Genomic DNA, 22,754 nt, shown 5'->3' with positions numbered 1-22,754 from the left:
GCGGAAGGTCAGGCATTCGGAACGCTAGGACGATGGCAATCTTCTCTTTCGCCAAAACCGATGAATGGATGACTTGGAAGCAGCTTCAGGCACCTGACACCTTACCCTCGATCCAGGCGGCATGGGCAAACAAAGTCTCGTCTGCCTGGGGTGCGCCCAGCAGTTGCATGCCCAAGGGGAGGTTGGCCGATGTCAGCACTGGCAGCGTCACCACAGGGCCGCCCAGAAACGACCCCGGCACAACAAAGATCGGGTCGCCGGTGGTTTCCAGGCCAACCGGTGCCGCGCCTGGCGCGGTGACGCTGACCAGCCCATCGCAGCGTTCCATCAGCGCCGCGAAGCGCTCGCGCGCCATCTGGCGGCGTTCCAGCAGCCCCTGATAGTCAGCGCGGGTCATATGGCGCCCTGTTTCAGCGCGGTCCCGGGAAGACTGGCTGACGGCGGCGGCATCCCGTGCCAGATAGGCATTGAGCGGCCACCGCCATTCCCAGGCATTCAGGCCAAGCGTGACGGCCCGCGCCTCCGCCGTGGCCTGTTCCACCGCCGCCAGTTCCGGACAGGTCTCCGGGACCAGGATTTCGACACCGGCGGCACGCAGGCGCTCCAGCGCGACCTCCAGACCCGCCCGGGCATCGGCCGCCAGCAGCGGCCAACCCGCGGTGCGCAGCAGCGCCAGACGGCGCGGCGCGTGGGGCTCCGGCGGCAGCAGTGGCCCGCCGATGCCGGGGCTGCCAGGATCGCCGCCCACCACGTCAGCCACCGCGCGGGCCAGCACCCAGGCATCGGCCAGGCTGGCGGCCAGTGTGCCGGTGCAGCTCTGGCTCAGGAAGTCGAGGCTGCCACCGCGGTTGATCCCGCCGACGCTGGGCTTGTAGCCGTGCACGCCGCAGAACCCCGCGGGCCGAATGATCGACCCCACCACCTGCGTGCCAAGTGCGCCTGCCACCATGCCCGCCGCGACCGCCGCCGCTGAGCCGCTGCTGCTGCCGCCCGGGGTCCGGGCGGTGTCCCAGGGGTTGCGGGTGCCGCGCGGCTCGCTGGAAGCGAACTCGGTGGTGACCGTCTTGCCCAGGATCACGGCGCCGCATTCACGCAGCGCCTGGGCGCTGGCGGCACTGAAGCGTGGCTGGTAGCCGTCATAAAGTGACGAGCCCATGCCCGTCGGCATGTCGTCCGTGTCGATGGTATCCTTGACCCCTACCGGCATGCCGTCGATGGCCGAAAGCGGGCGCCCGTCTTTCCAACGGGCCGTGGCGGCGTCGGCCGCGCGGCGGGCGCCTTCGAGATCGATCCAGGTGAAGGCGGCCACCGCTGGTTCCCAGCGCTTCAGGTCTTCCACGCAGGCCTCCAGAAACGCGCGTGGTGTGTCCCGCCCGTCCGGAAAGGTGGCGCTGGCGGAGTGGAAGGCGCGGCTGCGGGGTTGGGCGGTGGACATGCTGCTGCCTCGAAAACTGTGACGGCCATGGCCCACGCAAACGGCGTGCCGAGCCAGGGGCCGGGTGGCATGTGAATTGCTTTACCTTCATCCATGTGCAGTGCACTCAGGTGCTGCCATGGCAATGCGAGGACCCCATGAGCCCGCGAACCATGCCCAAGGTGGAACTCCGTTCGGTGCAACAGCGCTTCAGGCGTCCGGACGGGAGCGAGTTTGTGGCGCTGGAAGGGGTGGACCTGTCCATCGACCCCGGTACCTTTGTCAGTCTCATCGGTCCCTCCGGCTGCGGCAAAAGCACCATCTTCAACGCCATGGCCGGATTGCTGACACCCAGTGACGGGGTGATCGTCATCGACGGCCAGGATGCGACCGGCACCATCGGCCGCGTCGGCTACATGCTGCAGAAGGACCTTCTGCTGCCCTGGCGCACGGTGCTGGACAACGTGATCCTGGGCCTGGAGATCCGCGGCGCCTCGGTGCGGGAAGCGAGGGCCTATGCCTTGCCCTATCTGCACCGCTACGGCCTGGGCGGGTTCGAGAACGCCTACCCATCGGCCCTGTCCGGCGGCATGCGGCAGCGCGCGGCGCTGTTACGCACCCTGTTGTTCGACACCGAGATCGTGCTGCTTGACGAGCCGTTCGGCGCTCTGGACGCGCAGACCCGGTCGCGCATGCAGGAATGGCTGCTGCAGATTTGGCAGGACTTCCGCAAGACCGTGGTGTTCGTCACGCATGACGTCGAGGAAGCCGTCTACCTGTCCGACACGATTTATGTGATGGCGGCGCGCCCCGGTCGCGTGGTGGCCAAGCTGGACGTGCCGCTGCGCCGCCCGCGCCCGCGCTCGATCGTGCTGGGGGCGGACTTCGTGGCGCTGAAGGAGCAGTGCCTCGATCTGCTTGGACACACTCTCATGGACGACGCCCACGCCGCCTGACACCACCGCGAACCGAGCGCCCCGAGGAGAGCCATCCGCATGCTGCAAAGCCCCGCGCCCCCGTCACCTCCCGATGCGTCCATGGCCAGCGGCGTGTCACCGCCAAGGCCGCGGCTGGCACCTTTCAAGGCGCGCCGGTTGCCGCAGGAACGCGTCTGGCCCGGCTGGATGATCCTGGCGGCGCAGCTCGGCATCCTCGCGGTCGCGATCGGTGCCTGGGAGTATGGCGCCGCAACGGGTGCGGTGGACGCCTTCTTCTGGTCGCGCCCCTCCGCCATCGCCCAGACCTTCATGCTCTTTCTGGAAGGCGGCGATGCGGCCATCGACGCGTGGTACACCTTCCGCGCCACCATCCTGGGCTTCGTGCTCGGCACGGTGTGCGGCACGGCCTGGGGGCTGTCCTTCTGGTGGTCACGCAACTACGCGGCGATCGTGCAGCCCTACATCATCTGCTTCGAGTCCATCCCGAAGCTGGCGCTGGCGCCGCTGGTGATCCTGGTCTTTGGCATCGGGCTCGGCTCCAAGGTCGCGCTGGGCATGGCGCTGACGGTGATCGTGTCGGCGCTGACCACTTATTCCGGCGTCAAGGCGGTGGACCGCGACCATGAGCGGCTGCTCTATTCGCTCGGCGCCTCGCGGTGGCAAGTCTTTCGCAAACTGGTGGTGCCCGCCTGCCTGCCCTGGGGCATTTCCGTGCTGCGCGTCAACATCGGCCTGGCGTTGACGGGCGCCGTGGTGGGCGAGTTCATCTCGTCCCAGCACGGCCTCGGCCGCACCATCCTGTATGCCGGCCAGACCTATGAGATCGGCCTCGTCTGGGTAGCGGTGCTCGTGCTCTCCGCCATGTCGGTGCTGATGTACGTCGCGGTGTCGCAGCTCGAACGCGTGCTCATGAAGCACATTCGTCACTGACAAGGAGGGAAAACCCATGTTGCTCCTGTCCCGTCGCCCTCTGCTGCTGGCCGCAGCGGCGTCCCTGGCCGCACCCCGGATCGCCCGCGCGCAGAAGCGCGAGATCATCGTGGCCGAGCCCGGCCACCTGGTCGGCTACCTTCCGCTCTACCTGGCGCAGCACAAGGGTTTCTTCGCCGAGGAGGGGCTCGACCTGAAGGTCCTGACGGTGGAAGGCGGCGCCAGCCATACCAATGCTGTGCTGACGCGGCAGGCCTTCGCCTTTATCGGCGGGCCGGAGCACAATGCCTTTGCCAAGGCGAAGGGCGCGGAACTGCGGGCCGTGTGCAACGTCGTGGACCGCGGCAACGTCTACTTCGTGGCGCGCAAGGGCACGGCACCGCAAGGCCGCGACTTCGCGGCCTTCGTGCACGGCAAGACCATCGCGACCGGCCTGTTCGGCGGCACGCCCAACTCCATCACGCGCTTTCTGCTGCGCGAGTGGAACCTGGATGCCAGACGGGACGTGACGCTGAGCGAATTGGCCAATGCACCGATCTTCGCTGCCATGCGCGCCCGTGCCGCCGACGTGGCGGTGGTGGCCGAGCCGATCCTGACCCAGGGCATGACCCAGGGTGTCTGGGACGCGCCGTGGTTCAATGTGCCGCGCGAATTCGGCCCCTATGCCTATTCGACGCTGAACGTCCGGCTGGAAACGGTGCAGAACGACCCGAAGCTGGTGGAGGGCTTTGTGCGTTCCGTGGCGCGCGGTCTGAAGGCCGCCTACGCCGACCCCGCAGCGGCGGCCGACTTCGCCCGCCGCGAATGGCCCACCGCCCCCGCGCAGGACCTGAAGGCGACGCTGGACCGGAGCTTCGCTGATGAGCTGTGGAGCCATGACGGCATGATCAGTGCCGCCTCGTGGGACACGGCGCACCGTATTGTCCGTTCCGCCGACATCCTGAAGACCGACGTGCCTTACGATGCGATCATCGACATGCAGTTCCAGCAACGCGTCGCCGCCAGCATTTAAGGAGAACGACCATGAGCAGCACCGACGAACCCGTGTGGAACAAGTTCCTGACGGAGCGCGACAAGGCCGTCTTCGCCGCCGCCGGATACGGCGCGCGCCAGGGCTTCGGCAAGCGCCCGGCCCTGGTGATCATCGACGTCAACTATGCCTTCTGTGGTGACAAGCCCGAGCCGATCCTGGAATCGATCAAGCGCTGGCGGAATTCCTGCGGCGAGGAAGCCTGGGACGGCGTCGCCGCCATCGCGAAGCTGGTCATGGCCGCGCGCGCCAAGGGTTTGCCGATCATCTACACCACCGGCACCCGCCGCGCCGACAACTGGGATGCCGGCTCCTGGTCCTGGAAGAACCGCCGCAACGGCGAGGCGCCCAAGGTGCCGGTGACCAACCGTGATGGCAATGACATCGTCGATGAGATCGCACCCGGCCCGAAGGATCTGGTGATCAGCAAGCTGAAGCCGTCCGGCTTCGCCGGCACGCCGATGGCGTCATTCCTGACGCTGCTGGGTGCGGACAGCGTGCTGGTGACGGGAACCACCACTTCCGGCTGCGTGCGCGCCACGGTGCTGGATGCCTTTTCACTCAATTATCGTATCTCGGTGATCGAAGAAGGGTGCTTCGACCGCAGCGAGGCCAGCCACGCGATCAACCTGTGCGACATGCACGCGAAATATGCCGACGTGGTGAAGCTGGAGGAAACCCTGAGCTTCATCGAAAGCTTGCCGGACGGGCTGTTCGAGCTGCCTTCCGGCGAGGGCGTGCGGCCTTTCTCCGTGGCCGCCGAGTAAGCCGGCGCGGGCCAAAGATCGGCCCCCGTCGCCTGCAAGCCCACGTTCTGCCCTGGAAGGCCCGGCCTTCCAGGGCTTTCCATGTCCCGGTCAACGGCAAGACTTAAGCGCACGCTTAACCCTGCCCTGCACGATGCGGAGGCATCCGCTTCATCCGCAGCAGTTGCCCGCAGCAGGATGCCGATGCCAGACCACCTCGATCTCCGCCTGCTCAACCAGTTCCTGACGGTCAGCCGCGGCCTCACCATGGCGGCTGCCGCGCGGGAACTGGGCTGCTCCGTGCCGGCCGTCTCCCAGATCGTGCAGCGTTTGGAACGTGATGCGGGGGTGACGCTGTTCGAGCGCACCGCGCGGGGCCTGCGGCTGACACCAGCCGGCGGGCTGCTACGGGACCGCGCCCAGGCGCTATTGCAGGCCGAGGTGGATCTGCTGCACGACCTCGCCGCCTATCGGGGCCGGCTGCTGCCCCGGTTACGGGTCTACATGGCCGACAGCGTGGCCCGCCACATCACCCCCGCCGTGGTGTCCGCGCTGCGGCCGCTGGTGGGGGATCTGGATCTCCGCTCCGGCCATAGCTCCACCTATGTGCAGGATTTTGTGGCCGGGCGGGTCGACATGCTGATCTGCAGCGAGCCCATCGAGGAGGTTCCGCACCTCGACCGCTTCCGGTTGTGCACCGAGGAGCTGGTGGCGGCCGTTCCGGTTGCAGGTGGCAAGCTGGGCCTCGCGGCGCAGGCGCGGGAGCTGCCCTTCATCCGCCCCGCGACAGGCAGCCGCATGGAGCGGTCGGTGCAAGACTACCTGGCCCGCGAAGGGCTTTCCCCCAGGCAAAGCATTGAGTGCGATTCCATCGCTCCAACCCTGGAGCTGGTCGAGGCCGGGCTGGGCTGGACCATTTCGACACCCTTGTACCTCGCCTCAGCGAAGCCGGACCCTGGCCGCATTGCTTATCAGGGCCTCGCCCCGCCCCGCCCCGTGCGGGCCCTCTTTCTGCTGGCCTCCGCTGGCCGGTGGCTCGACGTGCCGGCCACCCTGGCCGGAAGCAGCAGGGCCGCCATGCAGGACGCTGCCCGGACCTGGCCCAGGTTGCTGCAGGAGGCCGTCGACTTCACATAGCAGGCCCCCTGCAACATCGGGCGAAACCAGCGCCTGTCACTGGCATAACCGTTGCTGCATTGCCATGCGACCGCCGCCATCGGCCAGGAGCTCACCGGTGTCCGAAGCCTCCCCCGCAAGCCTGCGCGTCCTTTGGCTCATGGTCGGCGTGCAGTTCATCATGAGCGTGGCGCTGTCGGTGCTCAGCCCGGTTCTACCCCTTTTCCTGCCCGAGGTCGGCGTCACCGCGCCAGGGTCCATCGAGTTCTGGTCAGGCGTCCTCAACGCGCTGAATTTCCTGGTTGCGGCATTGGTCTCGCCGCTCTGGGGCGCGTTGGCGGATCGCTTCGGGCGCAAGACCATGGTGCTGCGGTCCAGCATGGCCATCTGCGCCTTCACCCTGTTGATGGGCTTCTCGCAATCCTTGTGGCAGCTGGTCACACTGCGGGGCCTCATGGGCGCTTTCAGCGGCTTTTCCGCAGCCGCGATCGCCCTGGTCGCCACCCAGGTGCCGGAACAGCGGTTGGGCTACGCGCTGGGCTGGCTCAGCACCGGGCAACTGGTTGGCTCGCTTGCGGGGCCGCTGATCGGGGGGCTTATCGCCGACACGACGGGCAGCAGCCGCATGGTGTTCTTTTTCACAGCGGCCACGGCGGCCTTGGCCGTGCTGGTGACGGTCGCCGCTGTGCGGGAACGCCAGCATGATTCCCTGTCTGGAAAGAAGGGCGGGCCCGGTGGAATGGCGGCGCTTCGGAGTTTGTGGCGCATCCAGGGCCTTTCCTCGCTGTTCCTGGTGCTGCTCATGGCGCAATTCGGCGTCCGGTCGGTGCAGCCGGTGATCACGTTGTTTGTGCAGGAGCTGCTGGGCAACAAGGCGGCGCTGGCGACGCTGGCCGGCTTCGCTTTCTCCGTCACCGGACTCGCGGATCTGCTTGCCTCACCCTTTCTCGGCAAGCGCAGCGACACGCTCGGCTACCGGAAGGTGTTGCTGATCAGCTTGGCCGGCGCGGCGGTGACAACCCTGCCGCAGGCCTGGATTGGCAGCTATGACGGCTTCGTGGCCTTGCGCTTCGGGGCAGGGTTGTTTCTTGGCGGCATCCTGCCGACGGCCAATGCTTTGGTTGGCCGCTTGGTGCCCGCCCAGCGCCGTGGCCTGGCCTATGGCCTGACAGCCTCCGCGACCTTTCTTGGCAGCTTCCTGGGGCCTTTCGTGGGTGGCAGCGTCGCGGCGCTCGCAGGCATCCGCTGGGTGTTCGTGCTGACCGGCGTCCTGTTCCTGGCGAATCTACTATGGGTTTATCGGGTGGTCCCGGAAACAGCGGGAGCCCGGACCTCAGACCCGGATAAGACGGACGCCCCTGCCGGGCAGCCCCGGCCTGGGCCGGCCAACCCGACGTAGCGCGCGCGCGTCACGCCGCTGGCACGCTTGGCCGGGATGATACCTCATCCGATCGGTCGATGGCCTGGGTCACCATCTGCACCAGACGGGTCGTCCAGGGCATCTCCCCCGGTTGATGCCAGGAATATGCGCTGAAACTCATATCGAGACGTGGCCGGAAAGGCCGTACCCAGCCGCCCGTGGCCCGGTACGCCGATGCGGTCATCGGATCCACGATGGCGAAGCCGATGCCCGCCCCGACCAGTTGCGCGGCGGAATGAGCCTGCATTGTTTCCACCGCGATGGTGGGGCGGATGCCGAGCGCCGAGAACGCCCGGTCCGTGTCCGCCCGGGCCAGCGAGCCGGTGCTCAGCGCCACCATCGGAAACGCCGCAAGCTCCGCCGCTTCAACCGGCCCGGCTGTTGCCGCGAGCGGGTGCCCGGGGGGCAGGATCGCCTGCGCTTCCAGCGCGTAGTGGCCAACCGGCCGCCCGATCGCGGCGGCCGGCGGAATGGTCGAGAAAGCCAGGTCCACCTGCCGCGACGCCAGCATCCCCAGCGCGACCTGGGATGGCACCACGTGCAGCCGGACCGGCGGCGCGCCGGCCTTGCGCAACTCGGCCAGCAACCCGGGAAGCAGCGAATAGCCCAGGGCCGACATGGCAGCGACGGCCAGTGCACCGGCCGCGCGGTCGCGGATGACGGCGGCAGCCTGTTCCACGCGCCCGAGGGCGAGAAACGACCGCTCCACTTCGTCGAACAGTTCCAGCCCCGCCGGCGTCGCGCGCAGGCGGGCGCCCCGGCGCTCAAAGAGACGCAGGCCGATGCGTGTCTCGAGATCGGAGATCAGTCGGCTCACCGAAGGCTGCGACACGTTCAACAGTTCCGCCGCCCGCGTCACGCCGCCGCCCTGCACCACGGCGTGGAAAGCCTCGATCATGCGATGGGTTACCATGGCGGCCATCGATAGCATTTCTGCAAGACTTGCCGAAACAATACGATTGGACACCATGCGCCGGCTCCGGAAATGATCGCCGCTCACTCATGGGCGGGGAGGCAGGTGCTTGGTGCTGACACGAAGATCGCTGCTGGCCACTGCCGGCATCACCCTGCCCGCAGGCGCCCTCCGCGCGCAGGGCGGGGGTGGCCCGGTTCGTCTCGTGGTGCCGTTCGCACCCGGCGGGTCGGTGGACGTGCTGGCGCGGCTGCTGGCGCCGGGCATGGCGCAGGCGCTGCGGCAGGACGTGATCGTGGAGAACCGCACCGGTGCCGCCGGGCTGATCGCGGCAGAAGCCGTGGCGCAGTCCGCGCCCAACGGGCTGAGCCTGCTGGTGGCCTCCGGCGGGCAGATCACCATCGCGGCGGCGTTGCAGCACAACCTGTCCTTCAGCCCGATGCGCGACCTGGCGCCGGTCACGCACCTGGTCAACGTGCCTTATGTCTTTGCCGCCGGGCCCTCCCTGCGGCAGCCGACGCTGCGGGACGTGGTGGCCTTCGCGCGGGCCAACCCGCGCCGGGTCACCTACGCGTCCCCCGGCAATGGCTCGGTCACTCACCTGATGATGGAGCTGCTGGCGCAGCAGACGGGGGCGACCTTTGTGCATGTGCCCTATCGCGGCACAGGCCAGGCGGCCACCGACCTGACGGCGGGGCGGGTGGATATGACGCTCAGCTCCATCGCGTCGGTCAAGCCGCAGCTCGACCACGGTGACCTGCGCCCGGTGGCCGTGGCGGGGGACGCCCGGCTGCCGCAGCTGCCCGGCGTATCCACCACGGCGGAGCAGGGCATCCCCGGCATGGACGCGCCGGTCTGGATTGGACTGGTCGCGCGTGCCGGCACGCCGGAGGCGGTGCTGGCGCGGCTGGACGCCGCCGCCCGCGCCGCGCTGCAGGCGCCCGAGATCGTCGCGCGGCTTGCGCCGCTCGGCATGGTTTCCGTGGCGGACGGCCCCGCCCCCTTCGCGCGCACCCTGGCCGAGGACGCGGAGCGCTGGGCACAGGCGGTGCGCCGCGGAAACATCACCCTGGACTGACCGCCGGCCAGCCCGCCCACCCTGCTTAGCAGGCGCCGCCCGCCCGCCGCGCGGCGCCCCTGGATCTCGCATGACGCCGGATGCCATCCTCGACCACCTCCAGCAGTTCGACACGCCCACCGTCTGGAACGCGCTGACCAAGCTGCGCGGACACAGCACGGAGGGACTGACGCTGGCGCCCCCCGTCGTGTCGCACCCCGGCCTGCGCATGGTGGGCCGTGCCGTCACCGCGACCATGACCTCCGACCGCCCCGCCGCGATGAGCCAGGCGGAAAAGGACGCGATCCGCTTCGCCTACTACCGCATGGCCGGGCAGGGGGCCGGGCCGCGCATCGTGGCGATGCAGGATGTGGGGGAGCGTGCAGGCCTCGGCGCCATCTGGGGGGAGGTACATGCCGCCATCCATCTTGGCCTCGGCTGCGCGGGCGTCATCACCAATGGCGCGGTGCGCGACCTCGACGCGCTGGGCGGCTTCGGCGTGCTGGCCGGCAGCGTTTGCCTGGGCAACGGCTTCACGCAGATCCGCAGCATCGGCGAGCCGGTGGAGGTGCTCGGCCTGCGGGTACGCCCCGGCGACATCCTGCACGCCGACCGGCACGGCGCCATGACCATCCCGCCGGAATACCTCGCGGCCCTGCCGGACGCGATCGAACGACTGCTGGCCCAGGAGAAAGCCATGATCGACACCGCCCGCGCGCCCGGCTTCGACGCCGAAGCGCTGATCGCCTTCTGGGGGAGCCAGCGGTGATGAAGATCCTGGTCATCGACCCGCTGTTCGACACCGTGCCGGACCTGGAGGAGGCGGCGGCGGGCCCCGGCGTGGAGCTGATGTTCCGACGCTCCGTGCGCGGGACGCTGCCCGACCCGGCCGACTACGCGGAGGCCGACGCGGTGCTGAACTGCCGCAGCGCGCACCGGCTGCCCGCCGAGATCATCGCGAAACTGGAGCGTTGCCGCTGCATCGCCCAGGGCGGTGTCGGCTACGGGCATGTGGACCTGCGCGCGGCGGGCGCGCGCGGCATCCCGGTGATCAACACGCCCGACTACGGCACCACCGAGGTGGCTGACCACGCCGTGGCGCTGGCGCTGGCGCTGCTGCGCGGCGTGCAGGCCTATGACCGTCGGCTGCGCCGCTCCAACGACAGCTGGGACGCGCGGCTGCTCCGGACTGTCAAGCGGCTGGGCGGCCTGCGCGTCGGCATCATCGGCATGGGGCGCATCGGCACCGCCGCCGCGCTGCGCTTCCAGGCCTTCGGCATGGAGGTGGGTTATTACGACCCGCATCTGCCGTCCGGCCACCACCTGTCCTTCGGCTGGAAGCGGTTCGACCGGCTGGAGGACCTGCTGGCGCGCTCCGACCTGCTCAGCATCCACTGCCTGCTGAACGCCGAGACCGCCGGCATGATCGACGCCCGCGCCATCGCGGCGCTGCCGCAGGGCGCGGTGCTGGTGAACACCGCGCGTGGCGGCATCGTGGACTTCGACGCGGTGCACGCGGCGCTGCGCGACGGCCACCTCAACGCCGCCGGGCTGGACGTCTTCGAGGAAGAGCCGCTTGACCGCGATGACGCATTGATCCGCGCCTGGGCGGCAGGCGAGGAATGGCTCGACGAGCGGCTGATCCTGACGCCGCACGCCGCCTTCTACAGCACGGCCAGCATCCTCGACATCCGCCGCCTCTCGATGACCTACCTGATGGCCTACCTTCGCGACGGCCTGCTGCGGACCTGCGTCAACGCAGAGTTCCTGACCGCTCCCGCGCGCACGCCTCAGCGGGAGGCCCTGGCCTAACGCGCCTGACCGGCGGCACGGCGCCGCCGGGGTGGAATTCCACTGGCATACCACTTGCAACGCCAAGGGCATGACCCTGGCCACCGCAACCGCGCCGCCCGACGCAAACCTTGCCCTCGTCGCCTATGGACGGCTCCGCGCCATGCTGCTGCAGGGCGAGCTGGCCGCCGGGCAGGCGGTGCAGGAGCGGCGGCTGGCCGACCTGCTGGGCCTGTCGCGCACCCCTGTGCGCGACGCCCTGGGGCGGCTGGAAGGCGAGCGCCTGCTGGCCCGCAACGGCGGCCAGCTCGTGGTGGCCACCATCACGCTGCACGAGATCGCGGACATCCTGGCCATCCGCCGACTGCTGGAAGGCGACGCCGCCCGCCAGGCGGCACTGCGAATGGACACGACCGAGATTGGCGCCATTCGTGGCGCGATATTGGGCATGTCGGACCGCGGCATGACCACGGACGAGGCACACTGGGCCGTGGACGACGTGATCCACCTCGGCATCGCCGGGGCCAGCGGCAACATCGAACTGCGCCGGCTGGTGGGCGAGCTGCGTCAGCGGACCCGCATGTTCGGGCTGCACCGCATTCCCGCCCGCTTTGGCAGCGGGCGGCGGGAGCACCTCGCCATCCTCGACGCCATCGAGGCCCGCGCACCGGACGAGGCGCGGGACCGCATGCAGCATCACATCGACCAGGCGCGCGACGCCATCATCGCCACCTTGCAAAGGAGCCCCGCACCATGAGCCGCAAGCTGCTGTTTCTTTCCAACGGGCCGAAGCGCGTGTCCGTCGCCCGGCTGGACGAGCGCTTCGCGGCGGAGGGGCTGGAGGTGGATGTCCGCTGGGCCTTTCAGGGCGAGTTCCCGGACAGCCTGGACGGCTATGCCGGCATCTTCCTGTCCGGCAGCCCGCATGGCGCCTACGAGGACGTGCCCTTCATCAACCGCGAGCACGAGCTGATCCGCGAGGCCGACGGGCTGGGTATCCCGATGCTCGGCATCTGCTTCGGGCACCAGATCCTCGCCTCCGCGTTATGCGGCCGCGATCAGGTGTTCCGCCGCGCGAATTGCGAGGTCGGCTACAAGTGGCTGGACGTGGCGCCCGCCGCGGCGCGCGACCCGGTCGCCGCCGAGATGGGCGATCGGGTCCACATGTTCGTGTGGCACAACGACGAGGTGCGCGCCGGCCACCCGGACATGCAGGTGCTGGCCACCAGCGACCTCTGCCCCAACCAGATCTTCCGCTTCCGCGACCACAAGGTGTGGGGCATCCAGGGCCACCCGGAAGTGACGCGCGAGCAGGCGCAGCTCTGGTTCGAGGACAGCCGCCCGCGGCTTGAGAAGGACGGCGCGGTGGTGGACGAGCTCAAGCAATCTGCCAGCGAAGCCCTGCCGGCCAAGACCATGATCCACAACTTCGCCCGGCTCTGCCTGCAGTGAACCCAAGGAACATCATCATGACACGTCGCTTTTCCGCGCGTTCGGTGCGCGTCCTCGGCCTCGCGGCCACCGTGCTCATCGCCCTCGCCGGCGCCGCGCCGGCGGCCAGGGCCGAGGAAATGGTCTTCGCCTCCTGGGGCGGCGCCTACCAGGACGCCATCCGCCAGGCTTGGCTGGACCCCTTCGCCAAGGCCAGTGGCGTGTCCGTGACCGAGGACACCGGGCCGGAGCCCGCCAAGATCCGCGCCATGGTGCAAACCAACTCGGTGGCCTGGGACGTGGTGACCGCCGGCGGCGCCGGGTTGATGCTGGGCGTGCAGCAGGGGCTGTTCGAGCGCATCACGGACGAGATGGTGGACCAGTCCCAGGTGATCCCCGGCGCGCGCAATCCCTACGGCGTGCCGTCCGAGATCTTCTCGACGCTGATCGGCTATTCCACCAAGGCCTATCCCAACGCGCGCCCGTCCACCTTCGCCGACTTCTGGGACGTGCAGCGCTTCCCCGGCAAGCGCACCCTGCCCAACAAGCCCGCCACGGTGCTGGAAGCGGCGCTGATCGCCGATGGCGTGGCACCAGCCGAGGTCTACGCCACCCTTTCCACCCCCGCCGGCATGGAGCGCGCGCTCAACAAGATCCGCGCGCTGCGGCCGCATGTGGCGGTGTGGTGGGGCTCGGGCGCGCAGCCGGTGCAGGCGCTGGGCAGCGGCGACGCCACCATGGCGCTGGGCTGGAACGGCCGCTTCCAGGCCGGCATGGACGAGGGCCTACCCATCGCCATGGCCTGGGAGCAGAGCATCCCGCAGGTCGGCTACTTCATGATCGTCAAGGGTGCGCCCAACCGCGACGCGGCGGTGAAGTTCCTGCGCTACATCAGCACGGCCGAGGCGCAATCCCGCTTCAGCCGCTATGTCGCCTACGGCCCGACGCGCACGGACGCCCTGCCGCTGATCGAGGCCTCCCGCCAGGACCGCCTGCCGTCCACCCCGCAGCGGCTGGCCAACGCCCTGTTCATGGATATCGACTGGTGGGCCAAGCACGGCCAGGAAGCGCAGGAAAAGTACACCGCCGTGATGCAGGGCAACTGATGAGCATCGCGACCCCCTGGTTCCCGCGCGGGGACTACCTCGCGCGGGTGGCGCGCGTGCAGGCCGCGCTGCGGGAAGCCGGGCAGGATGCCCTGCTGGCCTTCCTGCCGGAATCCGTCACCTGGCTGACCGGCTACTTCACCCGCGCCTACGGCACCTTCCAGTTCGCCATCATCCCCGCATCGGGCGAGCCGGTGCTGGTGGCGCGCGACGTGGAGGCCTACTACCTTGATGCCACCTGCGTCTTTTCTGGCCGCGCCCTGTGGACGGACAGCGACGTGCCGGTGGAGGTCGGCATCCAGGCCATCCGCGCCGCGCTGGGCGACCGGCCCCGCGTGGCGGTGGAGATGTCCGCCTGGGTGCTGAACGCCGCGCGCTTTCTGGCCATCCAGGCAGCCCTGCCGGGCGCGGTGCTGGAGGATGCGGGGACACTCGTGTCCCGCATGCGGCTGATCAAGTCGCCGCGCGAGATCGACTACCAGCGCCTCGCCGCCCGCGCCGCCGAGGCCGGCATGCGCGCCGGCATCGAGAGTGCTGTGGAGGGCGCGACGGAGCGCGAGATGGCGGCCGAGATCTGCGCCGCCATGATCCGCGCCGGCAGCGACCTGCCGGGACCGGGCGTGCTGTCCTCGGGCGAGCGGGCCTTCCACCTGCACGGCGGTTATTCCGACCGCGTGCTGGCGCGGGGCGACGTGGTGCAGTTGGAATGCACCCCCAATGTCCGCCACTACCACGCCCGCTTCATGCGGCCCATGAAGGTGGGCGCAGCGACGGACGAGGACCACCGTGTGGTGGAACAGCTGGTGCAGATCCAGGACTCCGCCATCGCAGCCGTGGCGCCGGGCGTGCCGGCGGCGGTGCCGGACGGCATCTACCGCGACGGCGTGCTGTCCGCCGGGCTGCGCGACACCTACACCAACAAGACCTTCTACTCCGTCGGCCTGTTGCTGCAGCCCAATGGTGGCGAGCCGCTGGAGGCCGCGCCCGGCAGCGACTGGACCTTCCAGCCCGGCATGGTGTTTCACACCTACGTGCTGGCGCGGGGCTTCGGCATGTCTGAGACCATCGCCATCACTGAGACGGGGGTGGAGCGGCTGACCAGCTTCCCCCGCCAGTTGTTTGTGACCTGACGCGATGCGCGCGGCTGTATCACGGCTGCCGGGGGCGCGGCTGGGCTGGCTGGCCCTGCCGCTGCTGCTGTTCCTGGCGGGCTTCTTCTTTCTGCCCGTGGCGCGGCTGCTGGCGCTGAGCTTCGACAGCCCGGCGGGCACCTTCGGCCACTACCTGCGCATCCTATCGGTGCCGGCCTACCTGACCTCGCTCGGCACCACCTTCCAGATCGCGCTGATGGTGACCGTCATCTCCGTGGTCATCGCCTATCCGGTCGCCTACCTGATGGCCACGGTGCCGCCGCGCGTGGCGCGGCTGCTGGCGGTCTGCGTGCTGCTGCCCTTCTGGACCAGCGCGCTGGTGCGGACCACCGCCTGGATCATCCTGCTGCAACGCAACGGTGCGCTCAACGCCCTGCTGACCGGCAGCGGCCTGACCGACCAGCCTGTCGCCTTCGTCTACAACATGTCCGGCGTTCTGATTGGCATGAGCCACGTGCTGATGCCCTTCGTGGTGCTGCCGCTGCACGCCGCCTTCCGCGGCATCGACCAGAACCTGGTGCACGCGGCCGAGACGCTGGGCGCCGGCCCCTGGGCGCTGTGCCGCCGCCTGTTCATGCCGATGACCGCACCGGGCGTGATGGCGGGCGCGACCATCGTCTTCATGAGCGCCCTGGGCTATTACGTCACGCCCGCGCTGATGGGCGGCCCGGCGCAGACCATGATCGCGCAGTTGATCGCCTTCAACATCAACCAGCAGCTCGACTGGGGGCTGGCTGGTGCGCTGTCCGTCACCGTGCTGGTCGCCACGCTGCTGGTATTCTTTTTGTTCCAGGCAGCCTTCGGGCTGGACCGGCTGCTGGGTGAGAGCACGGCTTCGGGCCGCATCGGCACGCCCTTCACGGTAGGCTCGCGCGGCCGCTCGGCGGGTGGCTGGCTGATGGTGGCGGCCGGGCTGCTGGTGGTCCTGTTCCTGCTGGCGCCGGTGCTGGTGGTTTTCCCGATGAGCCTCGGCTCCTCGCCGTTTCTGGCCTTCCCGCCGACCAACCTCTCGCTGCGCTGGTACAACGAGTTCTTCGCCCGCCCGCAATGGATGGCGGCGCTGTGGAACTCCCTGCAGGTGGCCGCCATCGCGGTGGTGGGGGCGACCGTGCTGGGCACGCTCGCGGCGCTTGGCCTGTCACGGCTGCGCGGACGGCTGGGGCGGGTGGTGGAAACGCTGTTCATCCTGCCGATGATCGTGCCGCATATCATTCTGGCGGTGGGGCTGTTCTACCTGCTGGCACCCTGGGGCATGACCAGCGGCCGCTGGGCGCTGGGGCTTGGCCACATCGTCATGGCGGTACCCTTCGTGGTCATCACGGTGCGCGCCTCGCTGCGCGGCTTCGACCGCAACCTGGAGCTGGCGGCGTTGGGCCTCGGTGCAGGTTGGCTCACCATGTTCCGCCGCGTGCAGCTCCCGGCCATCCTGCCCGGCATCGCCGCCGGCGGCGTCTTCGCCTTCATCACCAGCTTCGACGACGTGGTGTTGGCCCTGTTCCTGACCAACGTGCGCAGCCGCACCCTGCCGAAGCTGATGTACGAAGGCGTGACGCACGAGATCAACCCCACCATCACGGCGGTGGCCGCGCTGATCGTGCTGTTCACCTTCGCCGTGCTGCTGCTGAACCTGTTGCTGCAAAGGCGCGCCCGATGAGCCAGCCCACCCCGCCGCGCGGCCAGTCCGTGCAGCTCGACCGCGTGTGCAAGTCCTACGGCCGGGCGGAGGTGCTGCGCGACTTCACGCTGGAGATCCCGGGCGGCGCCTTCTGCACGCTGCTGGGCGCCTCCGGCTCCGGCAAGACCACGCTCTTGAAGCTGATCGCGGGGTTCGAAACGTTGGATGGCGGTGCCATCTGCATCGGCGGGCGGGATGTCAGCCGCACGCCGGTCAACCGCCGCAACATCGGCATGGTATTCCAGAACTACGCGTTGTTCCCGCACATGTCGGTGCGCGACAACGTCGCCTTCGGCCTGGACATGCGCCGCGTGCCGAAGCCCGAGGCCGCCACCCGGGTGACGGAGGCCATGGCCATGGTGGGGCTGGACGGCTTTGGTGCACGCTTCCCGCGCGAATTGTCAGGCGGTCAGCAGCAGCGCGTCGCGCTGGCCCGCGCGCTGGTGATTCGCCCCGACATCCTGCTGATGGACGAGCCGTTGGGGGCGCTGGACAAGAACCTGCGTGCCAGCCTGCAAAGCGAGATCAAGCGGCTGCAGGCGCGGCTCGGCGTCACCATCGTCTTTGTGACCCACGACCAGGAGGAGGCGCTGCACATGTCCGATCTGATCGTGGTGCTGGAGCGCGGCGCGATCGAACAGGTCGGCACCCCGCGCGAGTTGTATCAGCAACCGGCCAACCGTTTCGTTGCTTCATTCCTAGGAGAGTGCAACTACTTGACGTTGGATGGCATGACGCATGGCATCCGTCCGGAAAAGCTTCGCATCGCGGGTGGCGGCGATGCAGGCGCGCACCAACGGCACGGCGTTGTTGAGGAGCTTGTCTTCCTCGGCACCGGGCTGCGCATCCTGGCCCGCACGCCGGAGGGGCCCCTGGTCGTACTCGCGCCGGTGGATGCGGCCAGCAGCGCTCTGGCGGTCGGTGAGCCAATCACGCTGGGATTCGACGCCGCGGACGCCATGCCGCTGCCCGGCAAGCACTCATCACCACCTCATGACGCCTGAAACGGGATCGATACAGAAATTGCTTTGATCGGTCGCAGCTTCGCGGCGCCAAAGCCCAGCACCGCGCGGACGGGTCAGGGCGGCCGCCGCTCGGCTCAGGGACAGGACGACCACGGCACTAACGGCGCCCGCCACGCGCCGGGTGATCCAGATCACCTCCGCTGCTCCTATCTACGCGTCGGTGGCCTGTGGACCGGCTGCCAGGAAGCCGCCGTCATGCCGCTTCAGGTAACCGTCCCAGCACGTCGCGTTGACCAGCGCCAAGGGCGCCTGGCCACGCAGAATACGCAGCGTTTCCTCCACCGCCTCCATGCTCATCCGCCGCCCGCTTTCCTCGCTACCACCGGCGATGTGCGGTGTCAGGAACAGGTCCGGCCGGCCCAGGAAGGGATGGCCGGATGGCAGGGGCTCGGGCTCGAACACATCCAGCGCGGCGGCACGGAGCCGGCCCCCATCCAGTGCTTGCAGCAACGCAGCTTCGTGGATCAGATCCCCCCGCGCGGCATTGATCAGCACGGCGCCTGGCTTCACCCCGGCCAGCAACGCGGCATCCACGACGCCACGCGTCTCGGGTGTCGAGGGCATGTGCAGCGTGATCACGTCCGCCTCCGCGAACAACTGCGCCAGCGGCACGGGCGTGATGATGGCAGGCAGGTCCGAGGCATGCGGGTCGTGGCCCAGCACGCGCATGCCGAAGGCACAGTGCATCGCTTGCGCGACCGCGCGCCCGATGCCGCCGCAGCCCACCACGCCCAGGGTACGGCCCGCAAGCTCGAACCCTGGGTGCCGGACGCGGGACGCCCAGCCCTGCGCCTGGAAATCGATCGCCAGGCGGTGCAGGTCGCGGGCCAGCAATCCCGCCACGGCCACCACGTATTCGGCCACGGACTGCCGATTGGCGGCCGGCAGGTTGGCCACGGGCACGCCCGCCCGCGTGGCGGCCTCCACCGGAATGAAGTCCAGACCAACGCCGTGCCGCACGCAGGCGCGCAGGGCCGGCGCGTGGTCGAAGATGTCGTCCGGCAATTTGGCGCGGACGATCAGCGCGTCGGCGCCAGCGGCGGCCTGGCGCAGGGCGTCGTCGCCGGGCGCGGCGGGCAGCACCAGCTGGCAGCACTCACCCAGCAGGGCCTCGGCATCCGGGTGCAGGGCGCTGGTGGCCAGCACCTGGGGGCGCCAGGGGGTCGGGGTTTCGGGCATCAGTCGCTCCGGCGGCGGGTGGGGTCGAGCACGGCGCGCAGGGATTCGCCTAGCGCATTGAAGGCCAGCGCCGTGAACAGGATGGCGAGGCCGGGCGCGTACATCTGCTCCGGCGAGATTTCCATGTAGCCGTAGGAGCGCGCCAGCATCTGCCCCCAGCTCGGCTGCGGCGGCTGCACGCCGAGCCCCAGGAAGCTGAGGCTCGCCTCCGCCAGCAGCGCCGCGGCCAGCAGCAGCGTCACCTGCACGATAAAGGGCTGGATGGCATTGGGCAGAATATGCCGCCAAACGATGCGCAGCGGCGACATGCCGAAGGTGCGGGCGGCATCCACGTAAAGGTCGTTCTTCACCACGATGGTCTGCACCCGGATCAGCCGCGCGAGGCCGGGCGAGAAGACGATGCCCACCGCGATCATGCTGTTGGTCAGCCCGATGCCCAGCGCGCCGGTGACGGCGATGGCCAGCACGATGGAGGGGAAGGACAGGAGCGCATCGATGACGCGTCCGGTCAGCCCGTCCACCCAGCCGCCCAGGTAGCCGGCCATGATGCCGACCGGCAGGCCGATCAGCGAGCCGACGCCGACCGCCAGGAAGCTGGCATAGAGCGTCATCGGTGCGCCATGGATCAGCCGGCTGAGCACGTCGCGGCCAAGGTCGTCGGTGCCGAGCCAGTGGGCGGCGTCGGGCGGCGCCAGCATGTCCATGCTTTGCGCGATGGGCGAATGCGGCGCCACCACGTTGGCGAGGAGCGACAGCGAGAACAGCAGCAACAGATAGGCGAGGCTGACCGCCGCGCGCAGATCCGACCGCAGCCAGGACAGGAAGCGCCGCGCGGCCGAGGGGCGGTGCGGCGCGCTCACCGCCGGTTCACCCGCGGGTCAAGCAGCGCATACAGCAGGTCGATCATCAGGTTCAGTCCGATCACGATCAGCACGAGCACGAAGACCACGCCCTGAACCACGGGAAAGTCCTTGTTGGTGGCGGAGGCGACGACCAGCGAGCCGGTGCCGGGAATGGCGAAGACCGCCTCGATCGCCACTGTCGCGCCCAGCGCCCGGTTGAACACCAGCCCGATCACCGTCAGCAGGGTGAGGGAAACGTTCTTCAGCCCGTGCTGCCAAAGGATGCGCGCCTGGGAGAGCCCCTTGGCGTGCAGCGTGCGCACGTATTGCGAGGACAGCACCTCGATCAGCGCGCTGCGCAACTGGCGGGTGATCTCGGCGATGCCGCCGGTGGCCAGCGCCAGTGCCGGCAGCGCGGCATGCGACAGGGCACGCAGCGGGTCCTGCGTCAGCGAGGCCGCGCCGGTGGTCGGGAACCAGCCAAGCCCCAACGCGAAGAACCCCACCAGGATCATGCCCAGCCAGAAATTCGGCACCGCGACGCCGAGCGAGGCGATGGTGGTGACCACGCGGTCCACCGGGCCGTCCACCCGCGTCGCGGCCAGGATGCCCAGCGGCACGCCCACCAGCACCGCCAGCACCAGCGCCAGCACCGTGATCAGCAGCGTGTTGGGCAGGCGGCGCAGCACCTCGTCCAGCACCGGCTGGCCGGTGATCAGCGAGGTGGACAGATCGCCCTGCACCGCGTGGCCGAGCCAGACGGCGTATTGCTCCCATAAGGGGCGGTCGAGGCCCAGCATGTGGCGGATGCCGGCGATCCGCTCCGCCGTGGCGTATTCACCGGCGATCACCGCAGCCGGGTCGCCGGGCACCAGCTGCAGCAGGCCGAAGATGACGACCGTGGCAAGGATGACCACCGGCACCACCTGAACCAGGCGGGAGCCGATCACGAGGGCCTGGCGGCGGGTCATGACGGCGCCCCCGCCATGCCGTGCGGGACCGAGACCGTGGGCAGGGTGCCGGCGAAGTGGCAGGCGGCCCAGTGCCCGGGTTCCACCTCCCGCCAGTCCGGCACCTGGGCCGCGCACAGATCCTGGGCGAAGCGGCAGCGCGTGCGGAAACGGCAACCGGAAGGTGGCGAAACCGGGCTGGGCAGCTCGCCGCTCAGCACCACCCGCTGCGTGCCGCGCATGTGCGAGGGCAGCGCCACGGGCTCGGCGGAAAGCAGCGCGTCGGTATAGGGGTGCAGCGGGCGCGCCAGCAGCGCCTCGGTTTCCCCCATCTCCACCAGCCGGCCGAGATACATCACCGCCACGCGGTCGCTGATATGCGCGACGACGCCGAGGTTGTGCGTGATGAAGACATAGGTCAGCCCGAATTCGCGTTGTAGGTCAGCCAGCAGGTTGAGGATGTCGGCCTGGATGGAAACGTCCAGGGCCGCCACGGCCTCGTCGCAGATGATCACGGAGGGCCGCAGCGTCAGCACGCGGGCGATGCACACACGCTGCTTCTGACCGCCCGACAGCTCGTGCGGGTAGCGCGACGCGAATTCTGGGCTGAGCCCGACCCGCTCCATCGCCCGCATGGCGGCCTCGTCCCGCTCCGCGCGCGGCAGCGTGCCGGCCACGTCCAGCGGTTCCCGCACCGAACGCAGGATGGTCATGCGCGGGTCCAATGCCGCGTTCGGGTCCTGGAACACCACCTGGTAGTCGCGCCGGTGCCGCCGCAGCGCGCCGCCGGACAGGGCATAGGGGTCGCTGCCCCGATGCAGCACCTGCCCCGCGGAGGGCTCTTCCAGGCAGACCAGCGCCCGCCCCAGCGTCGTTTTGCCAGAGCCGGATTCACCGATGATGCCAAAGGTTTCGCCCGGCTGCACCTCCAGGCTGACGCCATCCACCGCCTTCAGCACCGTGTCGCGGGACAAGCGAAAGTGGATGCCCAGGTCACGTGTGGCGATCAGCGGCTCATGCGCCGTCATGCCGCGTGCTCCGCCAGCACGCCGGGCAGGGACAGCTCCTCCACCCGGCAGCAGCGGGCCTGGCCGGGGGGCCGCACCGGGCGCAGCGGCTGCGGTGCGGCGCATTCGGGCCGGGCATGGGCGCAGCGCGGGCGGAACCGGCAGCCGTCCGTCATCTGCCCGCGCACCGGCACGCGGCCGGGGATGGCCGGCAGGCGCGCCTTGCGATGCGTCAGCGCCGGCAGGGAGCGCAGCAGGCCGGAACTGTAAGGATGGCGCGGGCGCAGCAAGATGTCATCAACCCGGCCTTCCTCCACCACTTCGCCGGCATACATCGTCACCAGCCGCGAGCAGGTCTGCGACACCAGCCCCAGGTCGTGGGTGATGAAGAGCATGGCCATGCCGAGCTTGGCGCAGAGCTCGCCCAATACGTCGACGATCTGCGCCTGCACCGTGACGTCGAGCGCCGTGGTCGGCTCGTCAGCGATCAGCAGCTCCGGCTCGCAGACCAGCGCGATGGCGATCATCGCGCGCTGCCGCATGCCGCCCGAGAGCTGGTGCGGATAGGCGTCGTGCCGCAGGGCCGGCTCGGGGATGCCGACGCGCGCCAGCGCCTCGATGGCGCGGTTGCGCGCTTCCGCCCGGCTGACGTCCTGGTGGGCGCGCAGCGTCTCGCTGATCTGGTGGCCGATGGTGAAGACCGGGTCCAGCGCGCTCATCGGCTCCTGGAAGATCATGCTGATGCGGCGGCCACGCAGGCGGCGCTTGGCGGCCGGCGCCATGGTGACCAGATCCTGGCCCCGCAACAGGATCTGACCATCCAGCCGGCTGCTGGCAGGCGGCAGCAGGCCCATCAGCGCCAGCCCCGTCACGGTCTTGCCGCAGCCGCTCTCGCCCACCAGCCCGACCATCTCCCCCGGCGCCATGGCGAAGGAGACGTCGCGCGTCACCTGCACCTCGCCGCGCCCGGTGCGGAAGAAGGCGCTGAGATTGCGCACCTCCAGCAGCGGTGGCCTTGCAACATCCTGCATCG

General features: G+C 69.4%; 22 protein-coding genes. 15 read left to right on the top strand and 7 right to left on the bottom strand.

The window, feature by feature from the left end; genetic code table 11:
* Positions 1 to 85: 85 nt before the first annotated feature.
* The gene (locus IAI59_RS20130) at positions 86 to 1,339 is read right to left on the bottom strand and encodes an amidase (protein ID WP_207443927.1); all 1,254 of its coding nucleotides are present in this window, start codon (positions 1,337 to 1,339) and stop codon (positions 86 to 88) included.
* 233 nt (positions 1,340 to 1,572) lie between these two features.
* Here IAI59_RS20130 and IAI59_RS20125 point away from each other — a divergent pair, with 233 nt between their 5' ends.
* The 6 genes from IAI59_RS20125 to IAI59_RS20100 all read left to right on the top strand — a co-directional run bounded on the left by IAI59_RS20125 (position 1,573) and on the right by IAI59_RS20100 (position 7,573).
* Positions 1,573 to 2,370 carry an ABC transporter ATP-binding protein gene (locus IAI59_RS20125; RefSeq protein ID WP_207415129.1) on the top strand — a complete coding sequence of 266 codons (798 nt, stop codon included), beginning with the start codon at positions 1,573 to 1,575 and terminating at the stop codon, positions 2,368 to 2,370.
* A 39-nt stretch (positions 2,371 to 2,409) separates the two neighbouring features.
* A complete protein-coding gene (locus tag IAI59_RS20120; protein ID WP_207415130.1) occupies positions 2,410 to 3,282 on the top strand; it encodes an ABC transporter permease in 873 nt (290 codons plus the stop codon).
* Between the two features lie 16 nt (positions 3,283 to 3,298).
* Positions 3,299 to 4,294: an ABC transporter substrate-binding protein gene (locus IAI59_RS20115; RefSeq protein WP_207415131.1), complete on the top strand. Its 996-nt coding sequence runs from the start codon at positions 3,299 to 3,301 to the stop codon at positions 4,292 to 4,294.
* A gap of 11 nt (positions 4,295 to 4,305) precedes the next feature.
* The gene (locus tag IAI59_RS20110) at positions 4,306 to 5,079 is read left to right on the top strand and encodes a cysteine hydrolase family protein (protein ID WP_207415132.1); all 774 of its coding nucleotides are present in this window, start codon (positions 4,306 to 4,308) and stop codon (positions 5,077 to 5,079) included.
* 183 nt (positions 5,080 to 5,262) lie between these two features.
* Positions 5,263 to 6,195 (top strand): LysR family transcriptional regulator, encoded by a 933-nt coding sequence (locus tag IAI59_RS20105; RefSeq protein WP_207415133.1) that lies wholly within the window; start codon positions 5,263 to 5,265, stop codon positions 6,193 to 6,195.
* A gap of 97 nt (positions 6,196 to 6,292) precedes the next feature.
* Positions 6,293 to 7,573, top strand: a complete 1,281-nt coding sequence (locus IAI59_RS20100; protein WP_207415134.1) for an MFS transporter — start codon at positions 6,293 to 6,295, stop codon at positions 7,571 to 7,573.
* A gap of 10 nt (positions 7,574 to 7,583) precedes the next feature.
* On the opposite strand, the gene IAI59_RS20095 is transcribed toward IAI59_RS20100, so the two are convergent.
* Entirely contained in the window at positions 7,584 to 8,564 is a 981-nt protein-coding gene (locus tag IAI59_RS20095; protein ID WP_207415135.1) for a LysR substrate-binding domain-containing protein, read from the bottom strand.
* Between the two features lie 55 nt (positions 8,565 to 8,619).
* On the opposite strand from IAI59_RS20095, the gene IAI59_RS20090 reads away from it, so the two are divergent.
* From IAI59_RS20090 to IAI59_RS20050, 9 genes are all read left to right on the top strand, one after another.
* The gene (locus IAI59_RS20090) at positions 8,620 to 9,585 is read left to right on the top strand and encodes a Bug family tripartite tricarboxylate transporter substrate binding protein (protein WP_207415136.1); all 966 of its coding nucleotides are present in this window, start codon (positions 8,620 to 8,622) and stop codon (positions 9,583 to 9,585) included.
* Between the two features lie 70 nt (positions 9,586 to 9,655).
* Positions 9,656 to 10,333, top strand: a complete 678-nt coding sequence (locus IAI59_RS20085; RefSeq protein ID WP_207415137.1) for an RraA family protein — start codon at positions 9,656 to 9,658, stop codon at positions 10,331 to 10,333.
* On the top strand, positions 10,333 to 11,376 hold the full coding sequence (locus IAI59_RS20080; protein WP_207415138.1) for a C-terminal binding protein: 1,044 nt from the start codon (positions 10,333 to 10,335) through the stop codon (positions 11,374 to 11,376). Before IAI59_RS20085 ends, IAI59_RS20080 begins: the two co-directional genes overlap by 1 nt.
* Before the next feature lie 70 nt (positions 11,377 to 11,446).
* Positions 11,447 to 12,112: a GntR family transcriptional regulator gene (locus IAI59_RS20075; RefSeq protein WP_207415139.1), complete on the top strand. Its 666-nt coding sequence runs from the start codon at positions 11,447 to 11,449 to the stop codon at positions 12,110 to 12,112.
* Positions 12,109 to 12,807: a type 1 glutamine amidotransferase gene (locus IAI59_RS20070; RefSeq protein WP_207415140.1), complete on the top strand. Its 699-nt coding sequence runs from the start codon at positions 12,109 to 12,111 to the stop codon at positions 12,805 to 12,807. Before IAI59_RS20075 ends, IAI59_RS20070 begins: the two co-directional genes overlap by 4 nt.
* Positions 12,808 to 12,824: 17 nt before the next feature.
* Positions 12,825 to 13,892 (top strand): ABC transporter substrate-binding protein, encoded by a 1,068-nt coding sequence (locus tag IAI59_RS20065; protein WP_207415141.1) that lies wholly within the window; start codon positions 12,825 to 12,827, stop codon positions 13,890 to 13,892.
* Positions 13,892 to 15,022, top strand: coding sequence for a M24 family metallopeptidase (locus tag IAI59_RS20060; RefSeq protein ID WP_207415142.1), 1,131 nt, complete (start codon positions 13,892 to 13,894; stop codon positions 15,020 to 15,022). The genes IAI59_RS20065 and IAI59_RS20060 overlap by 1 nt, the downstream gene beginning before the upstream one ends.
* A 4-nt stretch (positions 15,023 to 15,026) precedes the next feature.
* Positions 15,027 to 16,697 carry an ABC transporter permease gene (locus IAI59_RS20055; protein WP_207415143.1) on the top strand — a complete coding sequence of 557 codons (1,671 nt, stop codon included), beginning with the start codon at positions 15,027 to 15,029 and terminating at the stop codon, positions 16,695 to 16,697.
* A complete protein-coding gene (locus IAI59_RS20050; RefSeq protein WP_207415144.1) occupies positions 16,694 to 17,722 on the top strand; it encodes an ABC transporter ATP-binding protein in 1,029 nt (342 codons plus the stop codon). The genes IAI59_RS20055 and IAI59_RS20050 overlap by 4 nt, the downstream gene beginning before the upstream one ends.
* Before the next feature lie 171 nt (positions 17,723 to 17,893).
* On the opposite strand, the gene IAI59_RS20045 is transcribed toward IAI59_RS20050, so the two are convergent.
* The 5 genes from IAI59_RS20045 to IAI59_RS20025 are packed head-to-tail and all read right to left on the bottom strand — an operon-like array spanning position 17,894 to position 22,752.
* Positions 17,894 to 18,922 carry a hydroxyacid dehydrogenase gene (locus IAI59_RS20045; RefSeq protein ID WP_207415145.1) on the bottom strand — a complete coding sequence of 343 codons (1,029 nt, stop codon included), beginning with the start codon at positions 18,920 to 18,922 and terminating at the stop codon, positions 17,894 to 17,896.
* Positions 18,922 to 19,782 carry an ABC transporter permease gene (locus IAI59_RS20040; protein ID WP_207415146.1) on the bottom strand — a complete coding sequence of 287 codons (861 nt, stop codon included), beginning with the start codon at positions 19,780 to 19,782 and terminating at the stop codon, positions 18,922 to 18,924. Before IAI59_RS20040 ends, IAI59_RS20045 begins: the two co-directional genes overlap by 1 nt.
* On the bottom strand, positions 19,779 to 20,735 hold the full coding sequence (locus tag IAI59_RS20035; protein ID WP_207415147.1) for an ABC transporter permease: 957 nt from the start codon (positions 20,733 to 20,735) through the stop codon (positions 19,779 to 19,781). Before IAI59_RS20035 ends, IAI59_RS20040 begins: the two co-directional genes overlap by 4 nt.
* Positions 20,732 to 21,742 (bottom strand): ABC transporter ATP-binding protein, encoded by a 1,011-nt coding sequence (locus IAI59_RS20030; protein ID WP_207415148.1) that lies wholly within the window; start codon positions 21,740 to 21,742, stop codon positions 20,732 to 20,734. The genes IAI59_RS20035 and IAI59_RS20030 overlap by 4 nt, the downstream gene beginning before the upstream one ends.
* Entirely contained in the window at positions 21,739 to 22,752 is a 1,014-nt protein-coding gene (locus tag IAI59_RS20025; protein WP_207415149.1) for an ABC transporter ATP-binding protein, read from the bottom strand. The genes IAI59_RS20030 and IAI59_RS20025 overlap by 4 nt, the downstream gene beginning before the upstream one ends.
* Positions 22,753 to 22,754: the final 2 nt, after the last annotated feature.

The sequence above is a fragment of the Roseomonas haemaphysalidis genome, assembly GCF_017355405.1.
GTDB classification, from domain to species: domain Bacteria; phylum Pseudomonadota; class Alphaproteobacteria; order Acetobacterales; family Acetobacteraceae; genus Pseudoroseomonas; species Pseudoroseomonas haemaphysalidis.
The sequence above is the reverse complement of the archived record's forward strand: the minus strand, read 5'-3'. Positions and strand labels throughout refer to the sequence as shown.